Below are 23,803 nucleotides of genomic sequence, written 5' to 3' on the forward strand. Positions count from 1 at the left end.
GAACGATTGGAACTTTATGCCGGAATAGTTGGAACCAACGTACGGACAGGGTGGGAATTCTGCCCCGGATTATTCACAAAAATCGTGATTTTATTATATACACTTACCCAGTCAATTATGAAGACCTGTCAGGATTACCGTAAGCGTCAAAGCAGCCCCACTCATTTGCATAGGTCGCTGCCTCCTTTCCCGCCCATAAAAAAGAAGCAGAAAACGATTAACTTTTTTCTGCTTCTTTTTGAATTGCCGCCACTAAAGTATCCACATTTACTTTTTCAGGTAATGTTGGGCTGTCTTTGTAGTAAATGTCAAACCGGTCCAGGTTACTTAACACGCCGTTCATCAGGCCATATAAAGTGAGTTCTGTTATATGATTGAGATCACACACAATCGAATTGTATTTAGGCATCCAAATCCACTTATTTTCACCAACCGGACGAAAAAGCACCTGAAACGGCACCCCGGCCGTACCAATCTCCTGAATGGTATCTGTAGTTGCAGTCCTTATAGCATAGGAAATTTGATCTTCGGTTGGGGTATCAAAAGTAAAGGAACTACAGTTTTCATAGAATATATCGAAATGATCCATTGTCCAAATTAAATTATGGGTTATCGCATTGCCGAGGAATTCAAATAGCAAATTCTTATCGCAGATAATATCTCCTTGGAACAACTTCTGCCATTTGAACACACCGCACACATCCCGAAAATACAAACGAAATGAGTCTTGTGGAATCTCAATCATAAAGTCCCCCCCCCCTACAGCAATCTTAAAAATCTGTCTAATACTTGCTTCTGTACAGAAATCCATATTGTTAAAACTACATTTAAATAAATTTACTGATTGGACAGTTTTATATAGTACAGTTCATCTTATGCACTCATTTTAAAATTTAAACATTGCTATTATCATTGTACCCTTTGGATATACCCCCAACGCGGTCAGCGTCCGTAGTTTCCATACTGTTTGCGGCACCATTTCATACATCCATTTTACAATCCACGGCGGACGCTTTTTAGCAAAACATGTCGACACAATAAAAAACAATAACACTCCGTAAATTCTTTCGATTGATAGCAATAAATTCTCCTTATCAATTGATTTTATTGATAAATTCAAATATTGCTTGATTTACAGCTTTAGGATTATCAAGGTTTGTTCCGTGATGAGCATGATCACCAATTAGCAATAAGGTTGGGCATTTAACTTTGTGAAGATCATTTTTACTTTCCATTCGTGTGACAGCGGACCATAGTCGAAGAAGCAAAGGGACGTAAATTTTGCTTCTCAAAATGCAATGGAAACAAAGTTCGTGTTCCTCAGACCGAGGCTTTGCCGCCGGATTCCTGCAGATCCCACCTTCACGAAGGATACTCTTGCCTTTAGCTAACGGCTGGTACTTATCAACCCGTACCGAACTTTCACCGACTAGTAAGCGCTCATGCTGGGCACACAAGTATAAGAGGCTGTGTGAAAGCACAGCCCCTTGGTCCAATTAGCTCTTTACTAGTGTTGTCTCAAACACGGCGGTCGCTCTTCAAGATCCCATACAGATAGCGCATATTCGGCAAACGCCCGGTCACCGGCAAAAATGCCGGAATGAGCTACATTGGCAATGCACTTTTTTTGCCACAGTTCGGTGTTGATGAATTCATTGGCCAGCTTATTCTGCACTTCCACATATTGCGCGAAATCCTTCAGGACGAAGTAATGATCGCCCTGATTGAGAAATGCGTCATAGTGCGCCCGAAATTCCTCAGGGTAAGGGAAAAAGCCATTGACTAGTTGCTCCATCACGGTCTTCACCCGCAAGTCCTGATGATAGATGTCCCAAGGATTATAACCGCCGTTGCGGTAATATGCCAGCACTTGATCAGCCGTCAGGCCGAAAGTGAAAATATTGTCGTCGCCGACCGCTTCCCATATCGCGATATTAGCACCGTCCAACGTACCAATCGTCACTGCCCCGTTCATCATGAACTTCATGTTGCCTGTCCCGCAGGCTTCCATGCTGGCGGTCGGGATTTGCTCGCTGACATCGCTGCCGGGAATGATCAATTCGGCATGGGATACATTATAGTTTTGCAGAAAGACAACCTTGATTCTGTTCTTTACCAACGGATCATGATTAATCTTTTCCGCCAGGGCATGGATTAGTTTGATAGTCTGCTTCGCCTTATAGTATCCCGGTGCCGCCTTGCCTGCAAAAATAAACGTTCGCGGTACGATATCGGCATGGGGGTTGTCCAGGATGCGGTTGTACAAGTTCATGATATGCAGGACATTCATCGACTGCCGTTTATAGGCATGAATCCGCTTGATGTGTGAATCAATGAGCGAACAAGTATCTATCGCAATGCCGTACTTGGCTTGAATGTACTTTGCCAATCGCAGCTTGTTGGCAAACTTAACCTTTGCCATAGCGCAACAAAATGAATTATCATGAGCAAAATTCAACAAATGCTGCAGTTCGTCAGGGTTGGCGATCCAGCGGTCGCCAATCGCCTCACAGATGAGCTGCGCCAGATCCGGGTTAGCCAGCAGCATCCAGCGGCGGTGGGTTACTCCATTGGTGATATTGAGAAACTTTTGCGGCGTCAACTGGTAGAAATCGCTCATCGTCTTCTGTTTGAGAATCTGCGTATGAATCGCTGATACGCCGTTTACACGATGGCTGCCGGCAATAGCCAGCGCCGCCATATGAACAGTGCCGTCGGCAATAATCGCCATGGCTTTAATCTTCTGCCAGTCGCCAGGGTACATGTCCCATAACTCGCGGCAAAACCGCTCATTGATTTCCTGAACAATCATGTAAATGCGCGGCAACAGGGTTTGAAACAGATCTATCGGCCACTTTTCAAGCGCTTCGGGCAAAACAGTATGATTCGTGTAACTAATTGTCCTGGTTGTAATGTCCCAGCTCTCCGCCCAGCCAAGCCCGTATTCGTCAAGCAATAGACGCATCAATTCCGCTACCGCCAGAGACGGATGAGTGTCATTGATGTGAATCGACAGCTTTTCCGGCAACAACCGCAAATCGGTTTTGTTGACAACGTGTTTGCGCAAGATACTCTGCAGGCTGGCCGAAACAAGGAAATACTGCTGCTTTAGCCTGAGAAGCTTCCCTTCGTACACGCTGTCATCCGGGTAGAGGGTATCGGTAAGCGATTCTGTTGCATGCTTATCGGCGATAACATTAATGCAGCCTTTGCCATGCCTGTCAAATGTGCACGCCTGGTATGTGACATCAACTTCCGCACTCCATAGCCGCAGGGTATTGACAATCTCATTTTGGTAGCCGGCAATGGGTATGTCATAAGGAACGGCGGAGATTTGCTGATAGTTTTCATGGATGAAATGCAGCTTGCCGTTGGCGATTGTTCTTACCCGGCCGCCAAACCGGACGTTCATCGTTTCCTCTGGACGGCGATACTCCCATTCATTCCGGCCTTCCTTTAGCCAATTATCCGGAAACTCGCGCTGATAACCGTCGATCACCCTTTGCTCAAATAATCCGTAACGGTAACGAATCCCGCAGCCGTGACCCGCCAGGCCCAGCGAAGCCATAGAATCTAAATAGCAGGCAGCTAACCGCCCTAATCCGCCGTTGCCGAGCGCCGGATCTTCTTCCTGGTCAATTAATTCGGCAAGGTTGATGTTCAGGCGGCGCAAGCCTTGCTCGCAAACTTGCTGCAAGCCGAGATTTAGCAGATTGGCTGCCAACAGTCTGCCAGGCAAAAACTCTAGCGAAAGATAGTAAACCTGCTTTTTTTGTTCCTGCCGATAGGCTGCTTCAGTATCGGCCAGCCGCTTGCTGAGAAAAGTGCGCACTAAATCGGCGAGAGCGAGATATTTCTCGCGGTTGCTTGCTGAATCCAGCGATTTGCCGTGCAGTTTCATCACAGTAGCCGTAAAAGCTATTGCAAAGTCTTCTTCTCCTGACATCGCATCAACAAAATCGAAATTAGTACCGGTTATCTGACTTTCTCTCTGCATGTTTGCACCTCTCCCGTTCAATAACTATGGACCATGTTTGCTGAAACAACCAGGTTTTCTCCGATAACCGCAACCGGCGGATATCCGGGTTCTCCGCCACGGACAATACTGCCGGTTTCGAGAACGGCGTAGGGTCCAATAATTGCCCGTTCAACGAAGCTTCCCGGCCCAATACGGGCTCCAGTCATGACTATAGCGTCTTTAATCGTTGCTTGTGAACTAATATGCGCGCCGGCAAAGATTATTGAACGGTTGACATTACTATATACCGATGATTTGTTAGTCGGTGCGGTTTCGAGAGAATATATCGGCCATTGTGGATCCTGCAGAGATAACAATTCCGGATTTTGCAGCAAATCCATCTGGGCTGAATACAGTGCCTCGACTGTGCCGACATCCCGCCAATAGCCGGAAAACGAATAAACGAACAGACGCTTTGCTTGACTCATCATAGCGGGGATGATATTTCTGCCAAAGTCATGGCAGGAATTTCCGTCTACCGCGTCAGCCTCAAGCTGTTGCTTTAATTGAGGCCAGGAAAATACATAGACTCCCATGGAAGCCAGGTTGCTGTCTGCATGAAGCGGCTTCTCATTAAATTCCTTGATCGCTCCATCGGCGGCGGCGGATACAATGCCGAAACGAGAGGTCTGAGACCAGGGCACGGGAGAAACCGCGATGGTTGCATCCGCATTTCGCTCACGGTGAAACAACAGCAAGTTCCGGTAGTCCATTTTGTAGACATGATCGCCTGATGTGATTAAAACATAGTCCGGATTGAATTGTTCGATAAATGGGATGTTCGCATACACTGCGTTTGCCGTTCCGCTATAGCCGCCCTGTTCCCAAGAAACGGGATGCAAAGGATATATCTGGGCCTGAAACGTCGACTGTCCGATGGTGTCAGGCAAGGAAAATGGGTTACGCGGCATTAGCACGCCAATTGTATCAAACTGCGAATTGCAACAGTTGCTTAAGGTAAAATCAATTAAGCGATAACTACCGGCGAACGGTACCGCCGGTTTGGCAATGCTCTTTGTTAATTGCGCTAGGCGAGTACCCGCACCGCCTGCTAAAACCAAGGCAATAATTTGTGCTCGCTTCATAATCACGTCTCCTAATGTAGTAATTCCCGCAGCCAGTTGCTTACATGCGAGCTTTGGAACAAACCATGTAAGTGCCAGTACCATGGAAGCGTATCAGTTAATCCATAATACCCCATGCCTTCGCCAAGCCTGGATGTAGGAATGATATCAGCCGCTGTAGTAAATCACTTATACAGCAACAATCATAATTGTCATGACAATTATGATTGTAAAAGTCAATTATTTGATACTACCCTAATACAACGCTCACCTGTTTAAGTATTGACAATTATGATGCCAACCGGAACCGATCTCTTAACTGTATGGTTCAACCCCAATGACTTTGACGTTTGGCTTTTATTCCCAATACCAATTTATTTTTTAAGATATACTTTCAAAGCTGCCAATAGTGACCACAATCCGATCTTTAATTAAGGTGCAATTTTAGCTTTCGATTTGCAATACTACCTGAAGCTGTAAATGTAGTATTATCTCGTGTTTAAAAAATATTCTGACCAATAATAGGAACAATGGGGTATGCCTATTTACAATAACTATATAGTTACCACGACGACTGATAATTAAAAAATGCCTATTTATTATTGCAAATTTGATTTAACATATCTTTTTTTCTATCGTTTTATGTTTCTTCTATTCCAATTGTTGCTTTATCTAGCAATAAATATCCAAAGCTACAGGAACCATAATCTTGCCGGATATAAAAGAAGATGCCGCGTTAATCGATTAACACAGCACCCTGTCATCCGTCCACAGAAGCAAAGGGACGCAGAAGCAAAGGGACGTACATTTTGCTTCGCAAAATGCAATAAAAAAAGAAGCAAAAAGAACGTCCCCACGCTTTCCTGGAACGTCTTTTCGGCTTGTCATCACCGGTATGCTCTGCCGCCTCGGGTGGCATCTCAGCCCCTGGCTCTGCGGGAATCTCCGCCGCCGGTTCTTCGGTAGCCGCCACTGGCCGCGCTGATTTGACACCCGTTTCCGGTTTGGCCGTCCGGTAGAGTTCCATGAATTTGTCATAATTGAGTTCTACCCGGTCGGTGCCGAATTTCAGCCGCCCGCCGCCAAACTGCACAGCATCGGTTTTGAACTTGATAAAGCGGCGGTCGTCCTCTTCGATAATGACCCGGCCCACGATATCGACCATGCCAGCGATTTTATTCGCGTATTTTTCCTGCAGGTTGGGTTTGATGGTGGTCAGCTTGTCCCCGTTGCGTTTGGTAATCTCGGAGATAATCTCATGGCTAATCAGGATGACGCCGTAACCGGCATTGGTCAGCCGGCGGATCTGGGGCAAAAACTCGGTCCGCACCATGTCGTAGCCCTTGCCGTAGCCGGCGTCAGCCTCATGGGTAATATTCAGCTTGTCGTACATATAAATCCGGCAATGCTCCAGCAGGTCTTCCACCAGGTCAATGACAATGGTCTTAAACTCGTGCTGGCCAATGCAGAGCGTTTCCACGGCATCCTTGAACATCTGCCAGGCGAACACGGTGTCCTTAATCCGGCCGTTCACCTTGATTTCGTCCCGGATAATGATCCGGGCGCCATCGACATATTTGACGTTGCCGTCTGTATTGAGATGAAGTACATCCGGGGCCTGGTTGGCGAAGGTGGTTTTGCCGCTAAACGGCACGCCGTACAACCACAGCACCGGGGCGGTCTCCCGATCCACCTGGACCCGTTCATTTTTCGGTAAAATAAGCATGTAATCAATTCCTTTCACACAATACTCCTGGTAATCGCACCAGTCACATAATTTTGTGGGGTTCTTCGGATATTCGGCAGCGTTATGAATGCACGCAATATCTTGAAAAAACCGCTCTACTTTTTGCGGGTCATAGGTGACCTCCGCGACGGTTACCCTTAACTCGCACAGTGTCTCTACTAAGCGGCGCCGGAACTGGTATAAATCCTCGGTTTTCTTTTGCCGGATTGAGGTCTTCGGGATGAAGATATATCCCAGGCGGCCCACTTTCAGCCGGTGAACCTTTTCCAGGTGATACTTATACAGGTGAAGCTGTTCGGATTCCAGATAACGATCCACGTTGTTCGAATACTTGAAATCGAAAATATCGACTGTGCCATCCTCGTTTTTGACAATAAGGTCAATATAGCCGACGAAATCCTTCGTCTTGACTTCCAGTTCGAAGGTGGACATGTCGTAGTCAATCAGCGCCCGCACTTTCGGCAGCAGCATTTCCAGCTTGATCATCTCGTGGACATGCGGGTCACCCAGAAGGCTAAACTGCTCGGCATACCAGCGCACTGCCGCCGGTATCCCCTCCTCAATGCCCATGTGCATGGCCTTGCCGATCACCAGGGCGTTGTCCGCTGCCGGGTCCTGAATGGTTTCGATACCGTCCAAATAGCGGAGCTTAAACTTGTAGGGGCACTGGACAAAGGTACTGACTCTGGAATGGCTAAATCGCACCGGTCAGCACCTGCCTTTTAAAGCCTTCAAATTCCGTTGGGCGGAGGATACGGGCATGCCCTCCCGCCTCCTGGATTTTGAAGAGATTGTATTTTTGCAGGACAGTAGGCTTGCCTTTTTCGGTCTTTAGCTCCAGGGCGACGAACTTGCCCTGGATACAGCAGAGGATGTCGGGAATACCGGCGGTTTGGTAGCCGCCGCCCCATACCTTGACATAGTAAATCTGCTGGGACCGCAGGAAGGCAATGACCTTGTCCTGAAACTGTTTTTCGGTCAACCGGCCTCCTCCTTAAACAGCGCGTCGGTAAAGTCCCGGCGCTGCTTGAGTACTTTGAGTATTTTAACTTCCACCGATTTCTCGGTTATGGGGTAATAGTAAAAGCAGGTTCTGCTCTGGCCAATCCGGTGAATCCGCTTCTTGGATTGTTCGAAAAGCTCGGAGCTTAGGGGCAGCGTGAAATAAATGATGATGTTGCTGCGCTGCAGATTGTGGCCCATCGCCCCGGCCTGGTACTGAACGCAGGTAATGCTGTTCGCGTGGGTTTCGTAATTTGCCAAATCCGTCCCAGTGCCATTGATATAGCTGATCGGCCGGTCGGTCAGGGTCTTGATCAGTTCAAACTCGGCGATAAAGTTGTAGAAGATGATGACCCGGTCGTTGTTCGAGTCGAGGAGGTCGCGCACAGCAGCCAGCTTGTTCTTGTTAAACTGGCCGCAGAGCTGCCGCTGGTAGAGTAGCTCTTTCAGCGTTGTGTCGCCGACCAATTCAGTAGTGCCCAGGGCCAGATACCGATCACGCTTGAACTGGCGGTACTCCTTGGTCACCTTGACCTTCACCATCGTTTCCACTTGCTCCGGCAGGTCGAACACCTCGTCGGTTTTCATGAATATAGCGCCGTATTGCCGCAGCTTGGCTTTCAGCCTGTCCACGTTTTTGTACCCGACCACCTTGGTTAAGGTAAACCCGCCAACCTCGATTTTTTTGGTAATCACGTAGTGGTCATAGAAAAGCTCCTTAGATATGTTCCACCCAAGCAGGCGACACTGGCTCCACAGTTCTTCATACTTGCCGCCCGTAGGGGTCCCCGATAGCAGGATGACATTAGCCGGCCTCAGACGGAGAACGTACTTGGTGCGTTTGGCCGTTTCGTTTTTGATCAGGCTTGACTCGTCCAGAATCAGCGTAAAGTCCGCCCAGTTGAGATACTCGTTGCGCCGCCAGGCCAAGTCATAGTTGATCACGGATACCGTCAGAGCATAGTGGGTCTCAAAATGCTTTTTCCAGTCGTCGATCTTGGATTTCTGGCACACGACCAGGACCGGCTTGTCCAACTCCTGCGCCTTTTCACCGGCGACAAAGGTTTTGCCAAGGCCCATGTCGAGATAATAGGCTACCCGACTTTTGCCCCTGGTCTCAACCAGGCACTGTTCCTGATGGGGATAGAGCCTAATCATGGTTCCGCGTGCGGGTATCTCTTTTCACAGCGTTCATCAAAATAGTGAACCTGGAGACTACACGCTGTGGCCGCTTCTATCTCAGCAAGCATGCCCTCGGAGATTCTTTTGCCGAACACCCAAAGTTCATCTGAGCGTTTCAACAGTTCCATGCCAAGAGCCATCCCGAGTTGCCGCTCCTGGGGGATGGTGTCATCAAGGAATGCTGTGAATATGGCGTGCGGCGCCAGCGGTAGCGCCCCTTGGTGGATAACGAACCGGCAATAGCCGTGCGCCCGCCGGACATTGGTTTCTATGTCCCCTCGTAAGGGTGAGCAAACGTACACAAATTTCAAATTGTCACCTGCCTGTCTGGAAGTGTTAAGGTTTCAATTGTTTCATCAGGGAAGGCACGGATTAGACCGGCCAACAATTTCTTCCCTACGGTTCTCCGCCCAGCCAGTGCATTCGACAGTGCGCCCCGGCTAATTCCCATTTGCCGGGCAAGCCGGGCTCGGTTCAGGTTGTGGTCGTCCAAGAGTTGCTGGACTCTGGCGCTGTTTAATCGCATTGCTTCTGCCCCTCATGCAAGAGCGGCTGGAACAGCTTGTCTACTAAGTCCAATGCTTTTCTTCTCGCGGCTTTGCCGTCCAGGTCAGAAATCATGATGGATTTGAGCTTTCTGTCTTTGGGAATTTTAATCTGGACGCCTTCAATCCAAATTTCCATTGTTTCACCTCTTTCGTTTTGTTTTGAGGCCGTAAAATTGCCTCTACCTTATAGCCGCGAAATTGATGAAAGTTGAGGGTCTATTTTCGAAATTTCTTCTAGTAAATTATGGAACTTGAAAGAATGTAAATTTTGACAAAAGGTTTTTTACTATCGATTTTGCAGCAATAGCCTTTTGAGCTTTTTATAGATCAGCTCCAAACGATGACTAATTGCCGATACTGTGACCCCTTCCTCGCGGGCAATCTCAGTCATACTTCGTTCTTCAAAGAAAATTTGTTGGAGCAGCCATTGCTGCTGTGGCAACAAAGCCTGCACGGCCTTAGACAGCATTTTCCGCATTTCTTGCTGCTCCAGATAGAATGTGGTGACGGGTTGCCTATCCGGCAATTGCATTCCTTTGGTCTGCAATTCATCAAAGGAATAATGCTTATTGCTCTCACGCCGATTGTTATTTTTTATCTCCATGTCGTTTTTCAGGATTGCGGTAACCATATGCTCCGGCACGGTAATCTCCACTGTTTCTCCGGTAACAAAGCAGTACTTAATTTTCATGTTTCAATCCTCCGGCTGTTTTTTTACAAAAAAAAATAGCCGGATAAAGCTAATATGAATTAGCTTTATCCGGCTATTTGGTAACTCAAGGCCTCTTTAAGGCCGCTCGGTTCCGTTGCACGGTATGCAGGTTACTTTATTGGGTTGACCGATTAATTGGGACAATTCTTTTACAGCGAAAACATTTTATCTGCAATCTAACATGCTTAGACCATAAATCAAACAGACGCTGTTGACAAAATGGACAGCGAACTTGCTCTAACATTAGTTTCACTTCCCTTATCTAAATTCTCTAAGTATTTACTCTATATTTTTAGTTACCAATAACTAATGTTATGTTAACTAAAAGAACATACTCTTCCTCAAAACATTGTATATAGTTGCTCGATCTATTTTTCCTCGCTTTCGTTAGTTTCTATCAACGGCAACAGCATAACTGCCGCCGTTGATATGTAACAAGCGGCAAAATATCATATGTGGCCGGGAAAGCCGCGTTTCCCATCAAAAAAATATTGGTGAATCAGTTTGGGAATATCCCACGGTGCATGGACATGCACCAGCATGTGAAACCTATAGAGAAGCTCCAACAGAACATCACTGAAAATATAAAACACCAACAGATAAAACACCCATTTTACTACACCGACAAATAGCCGGTGGTGACGAATGTTTTTTACTTCATCCACTTCCAGGGAACGCCGTAAGCAGTCTAGTTCCTTTTTGTTGCGGACCACATAGCTGCTAGGAAACTCATCATCCTCATCATCGTAAATCAAAACATGCGTTTCCGATCCACTGTGAAAAAGGCGGGAAAATATTCTTCTCAGTTTACCCATTTACTGCGTCCTCCCCTTTTCGCTTAGTATGCTTCTGGGGAGAGGATTACATTATATCTCGTTTTTTAATCGATTTTCAATGAACAAATTCTTACTTTTCAAGAATATAGTTGATAATATGAGAACTGAGTAAGAAACGAACGAATGAATTTTTTCAAAAATGCACACTCTACTGGTGAGCTAACAGTAAAGAAGATAGGAAATTTACAAGAATGAATACCTTTGAAGCAGCTACGCCAGGTAGTAAAATACGTCTGGCGCGTTCCCTGAAAAACATGAGCCTAGATACCCTGGCAGAACTTTCCGGCGTCTCCAGGCCAACTATTGCCCGACTCGAAAAGGATAACTACAAACGGCTCCCTGTAGACATTATAAAAAAACTTCTTCCCTATTTGGAGCTAACGATGGAAGAAATAAAGGAAGAACCTCCTGACGGTCTTGCCCATCTGCCGGACTATTTACAGCAATTCATCCTGGACCCGGAAAATGCGGATTTCTTAGAATACTGTTACCTAGAAAAACGGAGAAGAGAACTGGAAGCAAAAATTCAGCAAAAGAAGGAAAATAAAAAAGAGCCATAGTTGTAAATTCCATCACAATAGCTGCACGAGAAATACCTTAGTGCCTCTCCTCTCTTTTCAATACTGGATTTGTCGTTTTGGAAAGAAATATACACCATCCTCAAAATGAATTTAATACCTTCATTTTGGGCATAAAGCAATCCCAGCACCGTGAACAGGTGCTGGGATTGCTTTACGTTCTGACAATATTGTTTTGCATAGCGAATTTGACTAATTCGGATCGCTTTCTAACGTCAAGCTTTTCCATTATGCGATACTTATAAGTTTCGACGGTTTTTACACTGATTTTAAGCTCTGATGCAATTTCTGCGTTGGAAAAGCCTTGGGCAATTAAAGCCAATACTGTTGTTTCCTTTTCACTTAAAGCTTTGTAGGGCTGGCGTACTGGAACAGGCGATGGCTGACGCTGCTTCCAAAGCAGCGCTTTCATCGTGTCAGGTTGCAGGAATACTACGCCGGCAGCCACGTTTCTAATAGCTTGATACAACATTTCATCAGCCGCCTTTTTTAAAACGTAACCCATAGCTCCTGCTGCCATCCCATCCTGCACATACTGACTATCTTCATGCATGGTCAGTAAAATAACCTTAGACTGGGACGAACATTGGACAATAGACTGGATACATTCCAATCCGCTGGTCCCCGGCATGGATATATCGAGCAAAACTACATCCGGCTTAGTTGCCTCAATGAGTAACAAGGCTTCTTCCGCATTGGCCGCCTCCCCTACAACTCGGATATCTGACTGCTTAGCTAGCATCAGATTCAAACCGGACCGCATTAAAGTATGGTCATCGACAATGGCCACCGTGATTTCATTCATGAGAATTCCTCCTCAGTGGTATTTTTACATAAATCGTTGTGCCAACATCATGTGACGATTCAATCGTTACATTACCACCTACAAGTTGGGCTCGCTCGCGCATACCATACAAGCCTAACTTATTACCGCCCGCATTGTCCACCAGTAAGCGGGCAGCATTAAATCCAACGCCGTCATCTTCAATAATCGCTGTCAATTCTCCGGTGGTAGTAGTCAGGATTACACTGATATTGGCGGCAGCCGCATATTTTACAATATTAGTAAGCGCTTCTTGGACGATCCGATAGACTGTAACTTCGATCTCATGGGTTAGTCGCTCCTCACCCTGCCAACTGACATGAAAATCTACATCCAGCCGGTAAGTTGCCCGATAGTCCTCCACATATTTCTCCAAAGCAGCAACCAGGCCCCGGTCATCGAGAATACTGGGACGCAGCTCCACTGCTAGACGGTGTATATCTTCTACGGTGTGTTTAACTAAGCTACGCATTTCGTCCAAACGGCACTGACGGTTACCGCCAGGGCAATCATCTTCCAGACATTTCAGCCGCATCATCAAGGCCGCAAGATTTTGACCGGCCTGATCGTGCAATTCACGGGCAATACGTTTACGTTCTTCCTCCTGAGCAACAATGACCTTTTGCAACAAATGCGTTCGCGCTTCCTCTTTTTGTTTTAATTCGATAAGAAGATCATGCACATGATTAGCCATAGTATTAAAAGCTGTAGCAAATTTGCCAATTTCATCTTGACTTTTAACATAAGCCCGTTGAGTCAAGTCTCCAGCAGTAATAGCACTTGCCGCCCTGGCCAATTCACGAATGGGGCGAGTCAATCGCTGGGTTAAAAAAATCGCCAGACCAAAGCCAATCAGCAGAGCAATTAAAGTATCCAGTAAAAATTGGCGGGTTGTATCTTGTAATACTTTTTGGAGGCTACCAGCACTAAGACCCACATGAACCACGCCTAGCCTGCCGTCCAAAATGGGTACCGCAATATCTCGGATAGTACCTTCTTCTGTCGTCAAAACGGTAATCCGGTGCTTATCATTCCCGTCAGGAGCAGGTATCTCAAGCAGGTCAGTCGGAAATCCTGCTGGAAAGGAATGAGCCAATAGTTCTCCAGCAGAACTGACAATAAAAACATAGCGAGCATCATCGTTGGTGCTTTGTGTGTCCTTCACCAACTCGTGAAGATCATAGTAGTTGTGAATAATAATCAGATTGGAGGCCCTTGCCGCCAGTGTGCTTGCCAAGGAAACGCCGCGTTTCTCTTGCTGTTCGGCAAACAACGTATTCATGAGGGCCCGCGTTTGAATAATATTGGCTAAACCTAATAGCAAAAGCAATAATACAAAGCCGGCAATGACCTTAACAAAAAAACTGCCCATGCTAAAATTTTTCATAGCTTCTCCCTGACAATCATCCAAATATTGTTAAGTGCTTCATAATCTTTTTCATCAGGAACTGCAAAACGTTCGTAATGCAAGGCAGACAGTGCTTTTTTACCATCCGGGTCAAACTGCATGACTAGCAGTAACGACCGCAAGTTTTCTTTTCTGCTTCTGTCAAGGGCACGGTTTACAACCACTGGCGGACTGCCAACCATTAGCGACTGATCAATTATTTTAACCCGCTTCGTAAGCTCCGGGTCGCTTTGCAAGGCCTGGTCAAAGACAAGGCTGTCTACGGCTGCGGCATCTGCGATACCATCCTTTACGGCTTGAATAGCATTGTCATGACTATAAGTATAAAAAGTCCTTCCGAAAAAATGTGCTGTATCAATATTTTGAGAGTGTAACATGTAGACAGGCGCAATACGGCCAGAAAAAGACATCGGGTCGGTAAAGGCAAAAGAACGTCCTTTCAAAGCAGAAATGGAGTGAGCTTCTAATTTAGCATTGACAATAATATACGAACGATAGGTATGCTGCCCATTTACAATTGGAACAGCTAACAGTTCCAATCCAAAGCTCTGATGACCGGCAACATAGCCGCCACTGCACACAAAGGCAATGTCGGCACTATCGTGTTCAATCAGTTCATTCACTTCCTTATAAGTTCGCCGTTGTAACAATACGACCGGCATCGCTAATTTTTTCTCCAGATAACTTAACAATGGCTGATAGACCATCAAGGTTTCCCTCGGCGATAAGATGGAGGATACAGCAACTCTGAGAGGTAACGCTCCATTGGTATTACCCTTTGCCGGAATGGCTTCGTCAAGATGCTGCAATCGGACCGTCTGTGCCGGTTGCGAACTACAACCGACAAAGAAAGCAGTAACCATTATCAAGATAAGACCGGTAATCCATTTCTGCATTCATTACCCTCCAATCGTTCATCCTACGTTAAGTGTTCTGCGTAATAGTGTCAAAAATCCTTCTGGTTTATTTGGAATGATTCGCCACCAATAACCTACTTACTGGCTGCCATATCTCTAGGCAAGCTGAGTAACTAGAAGACTGACCCGTGAACCGGGTCAGTCTTCTAGTTATTTCACAGGCCGAATTATACTTTGATTAATTTGACTTTTGTATCGTAAAAACAGATACTTCCGCCAACCAAATCCTGCAAACCAGTATTTTTTAATACCGGGTCAACTCGCATAACAACATTGGCATGGATACCTCGGCCCCGGCGTGGATCGCCCTTGATTAGGTTATTATCAATTTTAACATCTTTACTACCATTAGCGAAATGCCCACTGCCGAGTGAGAAACTTACAACACCGGGTCGCATCCCTTCGACAATCTTTACTTTACCGATCAAATCTTTGGTTCCTAGTGGCCCCAGTCTCCAAACACCATCCGGGCAAGTAGCGGACGTCACTCTTACCCGGTCAGTTTCGCCCAGTCCCAAATTCCTGGCATCAGCACGGTTCATAAGAATATAGTTTTCTTCTTCCAACCCCAGCAGCCAATAGTCAGCAGCCGTACGAGATTTGGTATGTTGAATAACTTTATTGGTAATAAGCGTGAGGGTATAACCGTCTTGTTCATCCGTAATCGGCTTACCCATACAATCCTCTACATTCGGAATATAGGTGGCCATACCATAAAAATTTCTGCCGGTCATAGAGTTTTTGGTAGCCGCCGTCTTTTCAGCATACATATTGACCATGATGCCATATTTATTTTTCACCTTTTCCCCGTCCCAAGCTGCAGCGTATTCTTCAAAACGACCACCACGGTTCAGGACATAAATGACCTTGCGCCAATAAGCTTCACCACAAGCAGCCTTCCACCGGTCTGGATCAAAGACCGAAGCAGGCAAATGCTTGCGAGCTTCCAGAAAAATCCGAACTTCCTCATCATCCGCATCAGGCACTGCCTTTCCATCGGTTGCCACATTAGCCACTTGCTTAAGATACAGATGATCAGGATGCGTAAGGGGAATATTCTTGCCAAATCCATCAGGACCAAACCCCGGCAGGTTCATTTTTTCCGCTAACCCCAATAAAAAGGCTTCCAACCCTATCGGCATCTCCTGACCAAATACTTTAACCGTCTCAGTAAGTGGCGGCGCGGCCGGTTGGCGAATGGGCATCGTTTTATAAGGCACACTAGGGTGCCCACCCTGCATTTCCCAGCGCTCCAAATAAGTGACATCAGGAATGATATAGTCAGCATACACCGAAGTTTCGCCGATTGTCGTATCAAAAGTAACAAACAGCGGTATCTTGGTCACGTCGGCAAGGGTATCCAATACTGCTTGAGCGGCCGGCAGAGAATATACCGGCGATCCCATATACAAGAACAAGGTTTTTGCCTTGTACGGATACATATCCAACGCCGAAGGTACTACTTCCTGATAAATATCGCTGATTAACGGAAACCAGGGTCGTTTGGCCGGATAACCGCTAAATAGAGTGCTATCTTCGTACTTATGGCTGGTACGAATAATCGTTGTCCCAAATGGCGCAATTTTACGAGGATGGCTGCTGACAGTAAAGGCCTGACCCGGTTTAGCACCTGCGATGGCATAGTCGCTCTTAGCAATAAAGCCACCCCGCCAATCATAATTACCATTAAGCAGATTTAGAGTGTTCCAGGCTAGAACATTGTAAAATCCATTAGTGTGTTGGGAGACGCCCCGGTGGATATCGACGACGGCCTTTTTGCCGTGACTGGTAAATTCGCGAGCCAAGGCTTCTACATCGCCGGCGTCCACACCAGCTTCGCCCGCCCACTCAGCCAGACTGTGCTTATTTGCTTCTTCATACAATACTTGAAGAACCGATTTTACTTTTATACCATTTATTTCAGTATCTACGAACAATTCGCCATATACGGCGTTGGTCTCCTCATTAGGATCAACTGCAACAGGTTGACCGTCTTGCAAAACAACAAATTTCTCATTGACATAGCTTTTCCCGTTTTTCTCTCGCATCTCTTTCTCCATGCCGATTTCATGAGAGCGCAAAAAAAGTGTGGGCTTACCATTATCTATTTTTAACAGCCAAGGCCCATTGCTCCAGGTTGGTTCCCCGGCCAATTTGGCTGCCGCCTTATTGGCATTGCGTAGGTACTTAGCGTCGTAACGGTGGTTTTCAAAAATCCAGCGCATCATGCCCATAGCAACTGCCGTATCACGCCCAGGAATAGTGGGCAGCCACTTCCAGGCATGGGTAGCAGCCTTACTAAATCTTGGGTCAAGAACAGCATACTTCAGGCGACCTGACGTCAGTCCTTCAGTAATACGCTGTGACCGGTGCGGCGGTCCGTAATTAGCTTCAAATACGTTAGCTCCAACGAAAATAACAAACTCGGCTCCTTCTAATTCAGCCTGCCAGTAAAACTTTTTGCCGTTAACCCAGGCCATGCTGTTTTTCTTTTCATCATAGCCCCACTGCTCGCTCATGGCCTTACCGGAGAAATAAAGTGACCCCTGGCATACTGTCGTGTGACCATGAGCATTATTGGAACCAAAAGAGTCCAAGGTAAACCGTTTAATGAGGTCACCACGTCCGTCTTTTAGACGGCCCCACCAGAACACAAACTCATTGTTTTTTGGTCCTAAGTCAGGATGGTTAGGGTCAATCATTCCAGACAGTTGCTGGTTAAATTTCACCTTGAACGCTTCCACTAGTGCCGCTTTTTGGGTTTTATCTTTTTCAGCTAATATCTTTGCCACCGCATCGGCCATTTCCTTAGCCACTTTCGGGTCACGTATCGCCCAAAGCTGACTCAATCCTTCCACTTGCCGCTGCTCCTCACCGGGAATATGGGAGAACAAGGCGCCGCCGTTAACGATTTCGACTACAGCTTGGTCAAAGGGAATACTCACCCACTTATTTTCGCCGCGCTGACCGGCACGCTTAAGTACCCGGCGGATACGATACGGATCGTAATAAGCCTGAAGCCCAGCCTGGCCTTTGGGGCAAATAGCGGCATCAATATTTTCCACTTCTCTAATTTTGGTAGTAAAAGACAAATGCGGGTTCATGGTCCAGGGAGAATAGGGATTGCCGTCAATTTTAGCCAGCATACCTTCAAGAAATTTAACTTTGATCGCACAGCCGGTATTACATTGTAGGCAGGTAGTTGCTATGGTATTTTCCGCTTTATTTAACAGGTACTCTTCCTCCGGTGTTAGGAGGCCGGCCTGGGCTCGTTCAAATAATTTCATAAAACTGGTACTGCTCGCCATAAGGGCAGTGCAGCTTGCCAGACCGCCAGCGATAAAGCTGCGCCGACTCGTCTTAGCGTTAAAAATGTCTTCGAATTTTTCGATTGCCATAGGTCTTTCCCCCTTTTCTATGCTTCAATCCGTGCCAGCAGTTTTGGCAGGATAACACCCACCGACCAAAGTAGCCCAGCAATTAATCCTGCCGCAACCACCCATTCGACCAAGGCAGGGGCATAGCTTAACGTCAATCGGCTATGCTGAAAGGCATCAGCCAATCCGGATAATGGTTCATTGCTAAATCCATAACGGATAAAACTGTATTTATAGGCTGCCAGCCCCAACAGAATGAAGGCTGCTGGAAGAATGGACTGGCGATTATAACCCTTGAACAATAAAACAGCAGGCAGCGCTACACCAACCAGTAGAAACAGGCCCCAGAAAGGCCATGCCATCCACAGACTTCTCACTAAATCTCCCTTGGCACTACCCAGCCCAGTTACAAGATGTACCAACTCTACTCCAACATGAGCTATTAGGGAATAAAGCAGCACCTGAGGCAGTCGTGTCCCTTCCTCTAACAATAATGTTTTATCAACCACAGTGCTAACCACCGTGACCAAAGCTACGCCTGCCGTTAGAGCCGAAGTAATGAACGACAAGGGAGTTAGCCACGAATACCAAAGCTGCCGCGACACCATTGTACCGAAAAATAGGCCTTCAGCCATTAAAAAGGCAAATGCTAGCAGTCCACACAGGTACAAGAAAGTCTTTTTAGCATTAGTCAGAAAATACCCAGCCAGACAGCCAAAAAAGCAAGTATATAACCAGGATGCCCAGGCCAGTTTGGAACTGAATGAAGGGTGCAGGAATATGGAAATCCCTTTAAGCGGCTTACCCAGGTCCAGACCAATAAAGGCAAGACCAAAAGACAGACTCAGCCCTGCTGTCAGAAGGCTTAACATCGTTAACCGGTTGATGCCTCGCCCAGACCATGTAGTATAAATACCGACCCATGCAGCACCAGCCGCTGTTCCTACCAGTAGAATATAAAGCCCTACCCATAATCCCCAGGGTGTATAGGCCCCGTAATTAGTAACACTTTCGCCCCAGAAAAATACTTTGCCAAGCGCAGCTAATGCCCCAATGACAAAGCAACCCAGCAATGTGTTTTTCATCATGTTATTCATTTGCCGCACCTCCTAAATATAGTACACTTGGGGACCATTACCGGTTTCCTCTTTCAGACGGTACACTTTATTATTGACCATTGTCCGACATAGGAGTGATTGCTTATCATTCAAATCACCAAAATAGGTAGCACGACCAATACAGCTCGACACACAAACCGGCAAGATTCCTTTCTGAATACGACTGAAGCAAAAATTACACTTGCGGGCACTGCTCACTACATCGCCATGTTTACTGTCTCGATTCCACCGTTTTCCATATTCATAAAAATCCATCTTTTCATAAGCTTGTACTGCTGGCGTGTCTTCTGTGTAATAAGCTCCACTGTCGAAGGTACGCGCACCGTAAGGACAGTTGGAAATGCATGCACGGCAACCAATACATTTCTTGTAGTCAATCGATACAATACCATCGTCCTCTTTCTTGGTTGCACCTACTGGACAAACATCAACACAGGATGGGTGATCACAATGGAAACACGGCCGGGGTAGAAAACTACGTTTGACCGCTGGAAATTGTCCACTTTCCTGGTCGATGACTGGCCGGTAGACGACTCCTGGCGGTAATTTGTACTCCGCGATGCAGCCAATGGTACAAGCATGACAGCCAACGCATTTACGCGTGTCAATGAGCATGCCCCACTGGCGCTTCTCTGGCGGTTTCTGCAGCGTTTTTGCTACGTCTCGCTGCATAACGAGCAAAATGTCTTCCCTATCCACAAAAATCCTCCTCTGCTCATTTCTCCTTCGCCAAATACGGGCAGGCGCTGTACAAACGCCCTATCGGCTGCAGTTTTCATTGCAGCTCGGAGAAATTATCGTTATATTTGTACAATATAATTATCTCATGATTAAAATTAGCGCGCTATCGGGAGAAACCTGGACTATTGTAAGGGAATTTACCGACTCCAACTAACGCCTTCCAAGCGTTGCCCTACGTCCTGCCTCCATATCTTCACGTCTCTACTCGCCGGACATAAAAAAAGACGTAGCACCGCTGCTTCGCCTTTTTTCCTGGATTTTAGGTTTGCTTATCCTCTTCTCTAGCAACCGCGCCTCTGAACTCGTTAATGCTTTTGCCAAGAGCCTTCCCCAATTCCGGCAATTTCGCCGGACCAAAAACGATTAAGGCAATCACCAGAATGACGAGTATTTCCTGAAAGCCTAATCCAAACATAGTGCTCTCCCCCTTTACAATCCTTTTGCCCGTTGCTACCAATCAATTTTGTAGAATTCACTGAACTCCCTGCTCTCCGATTAAAGTCATACACCCTAACTACTCAAAGTTTCTAATATGGGAGATGCTATTTTTCTCAACAACACTATCGCATCTCCATTATGAAGCATTCTGAGCATGAATAATATCCGTAAAAACCTGGATAAGGTGTCAGGAAAAACACTGACACCTATATTATTCACGCGCTTTACTTGTATAATGATGCACGCACAAATTTGCGGGACGCATTTTAATGTTAGCCCACGGCTAACATACTTAAAATTGTCATCCCTTACCATCAGAATCACCGATCTGCACAACAACCCCACCCTTGACTATGATGGGCACTCGGTCAACACCATATGTTTCACTACACAACTGTTTGGCATTCGCGTCTAGACTGATATTGATTTCACGGAAAGCAATGCCTTTTTCTTGATATTCGAGCATCATCTTAGCACAGAACGGACAGCCTGTTTTTGTATAGATGATAATCTCTTTGCCATTTGTCACAGTACTGTCTTGCGATAGCTCCACCATATTATGTTTATGTACATCACCCTCACAACTGCAGCCACAACCACTGGACCCGCTGCTGCAGCCACAATCGCAACTGGTATCGCAACCGCTTTTACTGCGAATACCGCTCATGGTATCAATAACATAAGTGATAACCTCAGTGACTTTCCTAATTTCGGCTTGATACTGTCTACAAAATTCATCCATTGACAGTAATTCGTCATTTGCAGCCACAGGGCCGATAAGCTCAGCTACATTAATGCCAACAATAGCTTTTCCACTATATTTTTCAACGGCTTTTCGGGTGCATGCTTTGGCACAGCCATCAATAGTGACTGTCGGATGCAAGCGGGTAAAATGCTTATTTTCAGCACTGCCAAGAAGTACGCGCGGGAGACTTATGGTTTCAATCTGAGCTGATCGCAACTCATAGATAACCTTGCCTGCTGCAATTCTGGTAATATAACCACCAACACATTCACTGCCACAGCAAGAAATTATTCCAAACTTCTTGGGCTGGATATTCATTTGCTCTCCCTCCGCACATTAATTTCAGGTAAGATGCTTGCTACTACACTGTTAACTAGTTCTTGCCCATTACCTGTCAATGTTACGGGCGAACCGAGATTTACTTCAGCATGTCCCACAGCAATAGCCGAAATTGTATACGCACAGGTAATTTCTCCACCGATAAAATCAACAATATTAGTAGCACACTCACGCTTACAACCATTGATAAGAATACATTGTTTATCATTAATAGCAGCGGCGGCTTCCACTTCACCATTTACTAAGTAGGCTAAGCCCATAATAGTATAATGCTGGCTGCTTTGGTTTATCAGGCGAATAGCTATTTCTTGAGATAATAAACCATAAACGCTATCAATACCATTACAAGGAATTATAATTGTCTGCGTCTTATTCATACCACTATCCCCTTTCAATTCAAGAATAATAAACGGTCTCGCTTCACTTCAGCCCAACTGACGAATTCTATACAGGCCCGCGCATCCGTCGAGACGTAAGTTCACATTCCTTGAGCATCAGATTTTGTAACACAGACATAGGCTCCCCATCTTCAAACTGAGGTTCAATGAAATAATAGCAATTAGACCTATTTACTGTAGTTTCTTCAGATATTTCAAATTTGTACTTAACACACCATAACTTACCCTCAGATGTTTTATCCGCAATACCACAAGCTGCACATTTGATTGACATCTTCGCAAGCTCCTCTACTACTTTTTACCCTTTCTGGGCCGACAACGTGTTCGTCAGACAAGATATCTCCTTTCTAACCTTCGGTATAATGTGTTTTAAAACAAACTTCAAGGCTTCCTCCGGATCTTCATCGTAATAGATACTTTTTAGTAATAATTGCTCAGACTCATCAAACGCCACAAGTACTTTGCTCATATCGCACCTAACCTCCTTTCATATTTTTGAAATAATATGTTTTAGTGCAGCTATGACGATATCAATATCTTCCTTCTCGTTAAAGTAGCCGAAACTCATCCTCACCGTCCCTGCCAACTCTGTACCAATTAAACGATGAGCTGTCGGCGCACAATGCAAACCAGCCCTAACCATAATTTCATATACCTCATCTAATATATAAGCTACCTCAACTGCTGGCGTATCTGATAAGTTGAATGAAATTACTCCTACCATATTTCCTGGATCGTCTGGCCCATATATTATTACTTTGTCTAGAGCTTGTAATTGTTTAAGGGCATAGTGAGTCAAGAACCGCTCTTTCCTTCTGATTACTTCAACAGTCTCATCCAGAATAAAGCTTACCGCTGTCCCCAACCCGATAATTCCACTTACATTCAAAGTACCTGCCTCTAAACTATCAGGAAGATAGTCAGGTTGATATGGCGAAATTGAATCTCGCCCTGTACCTCCTGCCTTTTGTGGGCGAATCATTCTCTCACAATTTACTACAAGCCCGCCGGTGCCCATCGGTCCCAGTAAACTCTTATGGCCGGTAAAAGCCAATATATCTATACAATCGACCGCTATATCAATGGGGTAGGCCCCAGCAGTCTGAGCGCTGTCAACTAAGAATGGAATACCATGCTGCCGCGCAATTCTCCCAATTTGCCGGATAGGCTGAATCGTTCCCAGTACGTTAGAAGCATGTGTAAACACAAAAAGCTGGGTATTGGGTTGAACCAACGCTTCAATCAGCCCAACATCAGTCATACCACTGCTATCACAGGGAACAGTGGAAATTTGAATATTGTCGTCCCGTTCCAGCATCTTTAAACAGCGCCAGACTGCATTGTGCTCAATGCTACTGGTAACAACATGACCTCCGGGCTTGACAATACCCCTTATCGCTAAATTAAGGGCTTCCGTTACATTAGCGGCAAAAACTACATGCTCAGGTTCATGATAGTTAAATAGCTGGCACAGCAATTTTCTAACCTGATATACCTTTTCGCCAGCCTCTCTGGCTCTGGCATATGTCCCCCGCCCGGTACTGGTACCATTATATCTCATAAAATAGCGCATAGAATCAGCTACTGCGTCAGGCTTGGGATATGATGTTGCCGCATTATCAAAGTAGATCGGCATAGACAACCCACCTTTTATTCATTTTGGGTAACTCGGCTACAGAAGTGCACTACTCATCCCAGTCATATACTGCTGCAGTAAGTCACATAAATGTTGTTTACTCAACTTTCGCAGATAGATATAGGCAAATAAAGCTTGATGTAATTGGGCAAGGCCGCTATCCATTGTGAAAGTTG

General features: G+C 45.9%; 23 protein-coding genes. 1 reads left to right on the forward strand and 22 read right to left on the reverse strand.

Features of this window, described 5'->3' with window-relative positions; all coding sequences use genetic code 11:
• Positions 1-217: 217 nt before the first annotated feature.
• From GT1_RS20790 to GT1_RS20840, 11 genes are all read right to left on the reverse strand, one after another.
• Positions 218-745, reverse strand: a complete 528-nt coding sequence (locus GT1_RS20790) for a hypothetical protein (RefSeq protein WP_188400317.1) — start codon at positions 743-745, stop codon at positions 218-220.
• A 762-nt stretch (positions 746-1,507) separates the two neighbouring features.
• Positions 1,508-3,997 (reverse strand): glycogen/starch/alpha-glucan phosphorylase, encoded by a 2,490-nt coding sequence (locus tag GT1_RS20795; RefSeq protein ID WP_376742018.1) that lies wholly within the window; start codon positions 3,995-3,997, stop codon positions 1,508-1,510.
• A gap of 17 nt (positions 3,998-4,014) precedes the next feature.
• Positions 4,015-5,103: a sugar phosphate nucleotidyltransferase gene (locus tag GT1_RS20800; RefSeq protein WP_188400318.1), complete on the reverse strand. Its 1,089-nt coding sequence runs from the start codon at positions 5,101-5,103 to the stop codon at positions 4,015-4,017.
• Between the two features lie 739 nt (positions 5,104-5,842).
• Positions 5,843-7,534 carry an AAA family ATPase gene (locus tag GT1_RS20805; RefSeq protein WP_188400319.1) on the reverse strand — a complete coding sequence of 564 codons (1,692 nt, stop codon included), beginning with the start codon at positions 7,532-7,534 and terminating at the stop codon, positions 5,843-5,845.
• Positions 7,524-7,811, reverse strand: coding sequence for a VRR-NUC domain-containing protein (locus GT1_RS20810; RefSeq protein ID WP_188400320.1), 288 nt, complete (start codon positions 7,809-7,811; stop codon positions 7,524-7,526). The genes GT1_RS20805 and GT1_RS20810 overlap by 11 nt, the downstream gene beginning before the upstream one ends.
• Positions 7,808-8,911, reverse strand: a complete 1,104-nt coding sequence (locus GT1_RS20815) for a DEAD/DEAH box helicase (protein ID WP_223226412.1) — start codon at positions 8,909-8,911, stop codon at positions 7,808-7,810. The genes GT1_RS20810 and GT1_RS20815 overlap by 4 nt, the downstream gene beginning before the upstream one ends.
• 74 nt (positions 8,912-8,985) lie before the next feature.
• Complete coding sequence (locus tag GT1_RS20820; protein ID WP_188400322.1) at positions 8,986-9,324, reverse strand: DUF4406 domain-containing protein; 339 nt, start codon at positions 9,322-9,324, stop codon at positions 8,986-8,988.
• A complete protein-coding gene (locus tag GT1_RS20825) occupies positions 9,321-9,539 on the reverse strand; it encodes a helix-turn-helix transcriptional regulator (RefSeq protein ID WP_188400323.1) in 219 nt (72 codons plus the stop codon). Before GT1_RS20825 ends, GT1_RS20820 begins: the two co-directional genes overlap by 4 nt.
• The gene (locus GT1_RS20830) at positions 9,530-9,697 is read right to left on the reverse strand and encodes a hypothetical protein (RefSeq protein ID WP_188400324.1); all 168 of its coding nucleotides are present in this window, start codon (positions 9,695-9,697) and stop codon (positions 9,530-9,532) included. The genes GT1_RS20825 and GT1_RS20830 overlap by 10 nt, the downstream gene beginning before the upstream one ends.
• A 150-nt stretch (positions 9,698-9,847) precedes the next feature.
• Positions 9,848-10,252, reverse strand: coding sequence for a sigma-70 family RNA polymerase sigma factor (locus GT1_RS20835; protein WP_188400325.1), 405 nt, complete (start codon positions 10,250-10,252; stop codon positions 9,848-9,850).
• 470 nt (positions 10,253-10,722) lie between these two features.
• Positions 10,723-11,088, reverse strand: coding sequence for a hypothetical protein (locus GT1_RS20840; RefSeq protein ID WP_188400326.1), 366 nt, complete (start codon positions 11,086-11,088; stop codon positions 10,723-10,725).
• Positions 11,089-11,300: 212 nt separating this feature from the next.
• On the opposite strand from GT1_RS20840, the gene GT1_RS20845 reads away from it, so the two are divergent.
• Complete coding sequence (locus GT1_RS20845; RefSeq protein ID WP_188400327.1) at positions 11,301-11,669, forward strand: helix-turn-helix domain-containing protein; 369 nt, start codon at positions 11,301-11,303, stop codon at positions 11,667-11,669.
• Between the two features lie 172 nt (positions 11,670-11,841).
• Here GT1_RS20845 and GT1_RS20850 read toward each other — a convergent pair whose 3' ends face one another.
• From GT1_RS20850 to GT1_RS20900, 11 genes are all read right to left on the reverse strand, one after another.
• On the reverse strand, positions 11,842-12,492 hold the full coding sequence (locus tag GT1_RS20850) for a response regulator transcription factor (RefSeq protein WP_188400328.1): 651 nt from the start codon (positions 12,490-12,492) through the stop codon (positions 11,842-11,844).
• Entirely contained in the window at positions 12,485-13,897 is a 1,413-nt protein-coding gene (locus GT1_RS20855) for an ATP-binding protein (RefSeq protein WP_188400329.1), read from the reverse strand. Before GT1_RS20855 ends, GT1_RS20850 begins: the two co-directional genes overlap by 8 nt.
• Positions 13,894-14,814, reverse strand: a complete 921-nt coding sequence (gene phnD / locus GT1_RS20860; protein ID WP_188400330.1) for a phosphate/phosphite/phosphonate ABC transporter substrate-binding protein — start codon at positions 14,812-14,814, stop codon at positions 13,894-13,896. Before phnD ends, GT1_RS20855 begins: the two co-directional genes overlap by 4 nt.
• A gap of 188 nt (positions 14,815-15,002) precedes the next feature.
• Positions 15,003-18,233, reverse strand: coding sequence for a molybdopterin-dependent oxidoreductase (locus GT1_RS20865; protein WP_188400331.1), 3,231 nt, complete (start codon positions 18,231-18,233; stop codon positions 15,003-15,005).
• Between the two features lie 17 nt (positions 18,234-18,250).
• Positions 18,251-19,309: an NrfD/PsrC family molybdoenzyme membrane anchor subunit gene (gene nrfD / locus GT1_RS20870; RefSeq protein ID WP_188400332.1), complete on the reverse strand. Its 1,059-nt coding sequence runs from the start codon at positions 19,307-19,309 to the stop codon at positions 18,251-18,253.
• A 12-nt stretch (positions 19,310-19,321) separates the two neighbouring features.
• The gene (locus tag GT1_RS20875) at positions 19,322-20,029 is read right to left on the reverse strand and encodes a 4Fe-4S dicluster domain-containing protein (protein ID WP_188400333.1); all 708 of its coding nucleotides are present in this window, start codon (positions 20,027-20,029) and stop codon (positions 19,322-19,324) included.
• A 301-nt stretch (positions 20,030-20,330) separates the two neighbouring features.
• Positions 20,331-20,486, reverse strand: coding sequence for a twin-arginine translocase TatA/TatE family subunit (tatA, locus tag GT1_RS20880; protein WP_188400334.1), 156 nt, complete (start codon positions 20,484-20,486; stop codon positions 20,331-20,333).
• A gap of 324 nt (positions 20,487-20,810) precedes the next feature.
• Positions 20,811-21,572, reverse strand: coding sequence for a glutaredoxin domain-containing protein (locus tag GT1_RS20885; RefSeq protein ID WP_188400335.1), 762 nt, complete (start codon positions 21,570-21,572; stop codon positions 20,811-20,813).
• Positions 21,569-21,970 carry a putative zinc-binding protein gene (locus GT1_RS20890; protein ID WP_188400336.1) on the reverse strand — a complete coding sequence of 134 codons (402 nt, stop codon included), beginning with the start codon at positions 21,968-21,970 and terminating at the stop codon, positions 21,569-21,571. Before GT1_RS20890 ends, GT1_RS20885 begins: the two co-directional genes overlap by 4 nt.
• Before the next feature lie 319 nt (positions 21,971-22,289).
• The gene (locus GT1_RS20895) at positions 22,290-22,460 is read right to left on the reverse strand and encodes a hypothetical protein (protein WP_188400337.1); all 171 of its coding nucleotides are present in this window, start codon (positions 22,458-22,460) and stop codon (positions 22,290-22,292) included.
• 18 nt (positions 22,461-22,478) lie between these two features.
• Positions 22,479-23,627, reverse strand: coding sequence for an aminotransferase class V-fold PLP-dependent enzyme (locus tag GT1_RS20900; protein WP_188400338.1), 1,149 nt, complete (start codon positions 23,625-23,627; stop codon positions 22,479-22,481).
• Positions 23,628-23,803 lie beyond the last annotated feature (176 nt).

The sequence above is a fragment of the Sporomusa sp. GT1 genome (assembly GCF_014634905.1).
Classification (GTDB): domain Bacteria; phylum Bacillota; class Negativicutes; order Sporomusales; family Sporomusaceae; genus Sporomusa; species Sporomusa sphaeroides.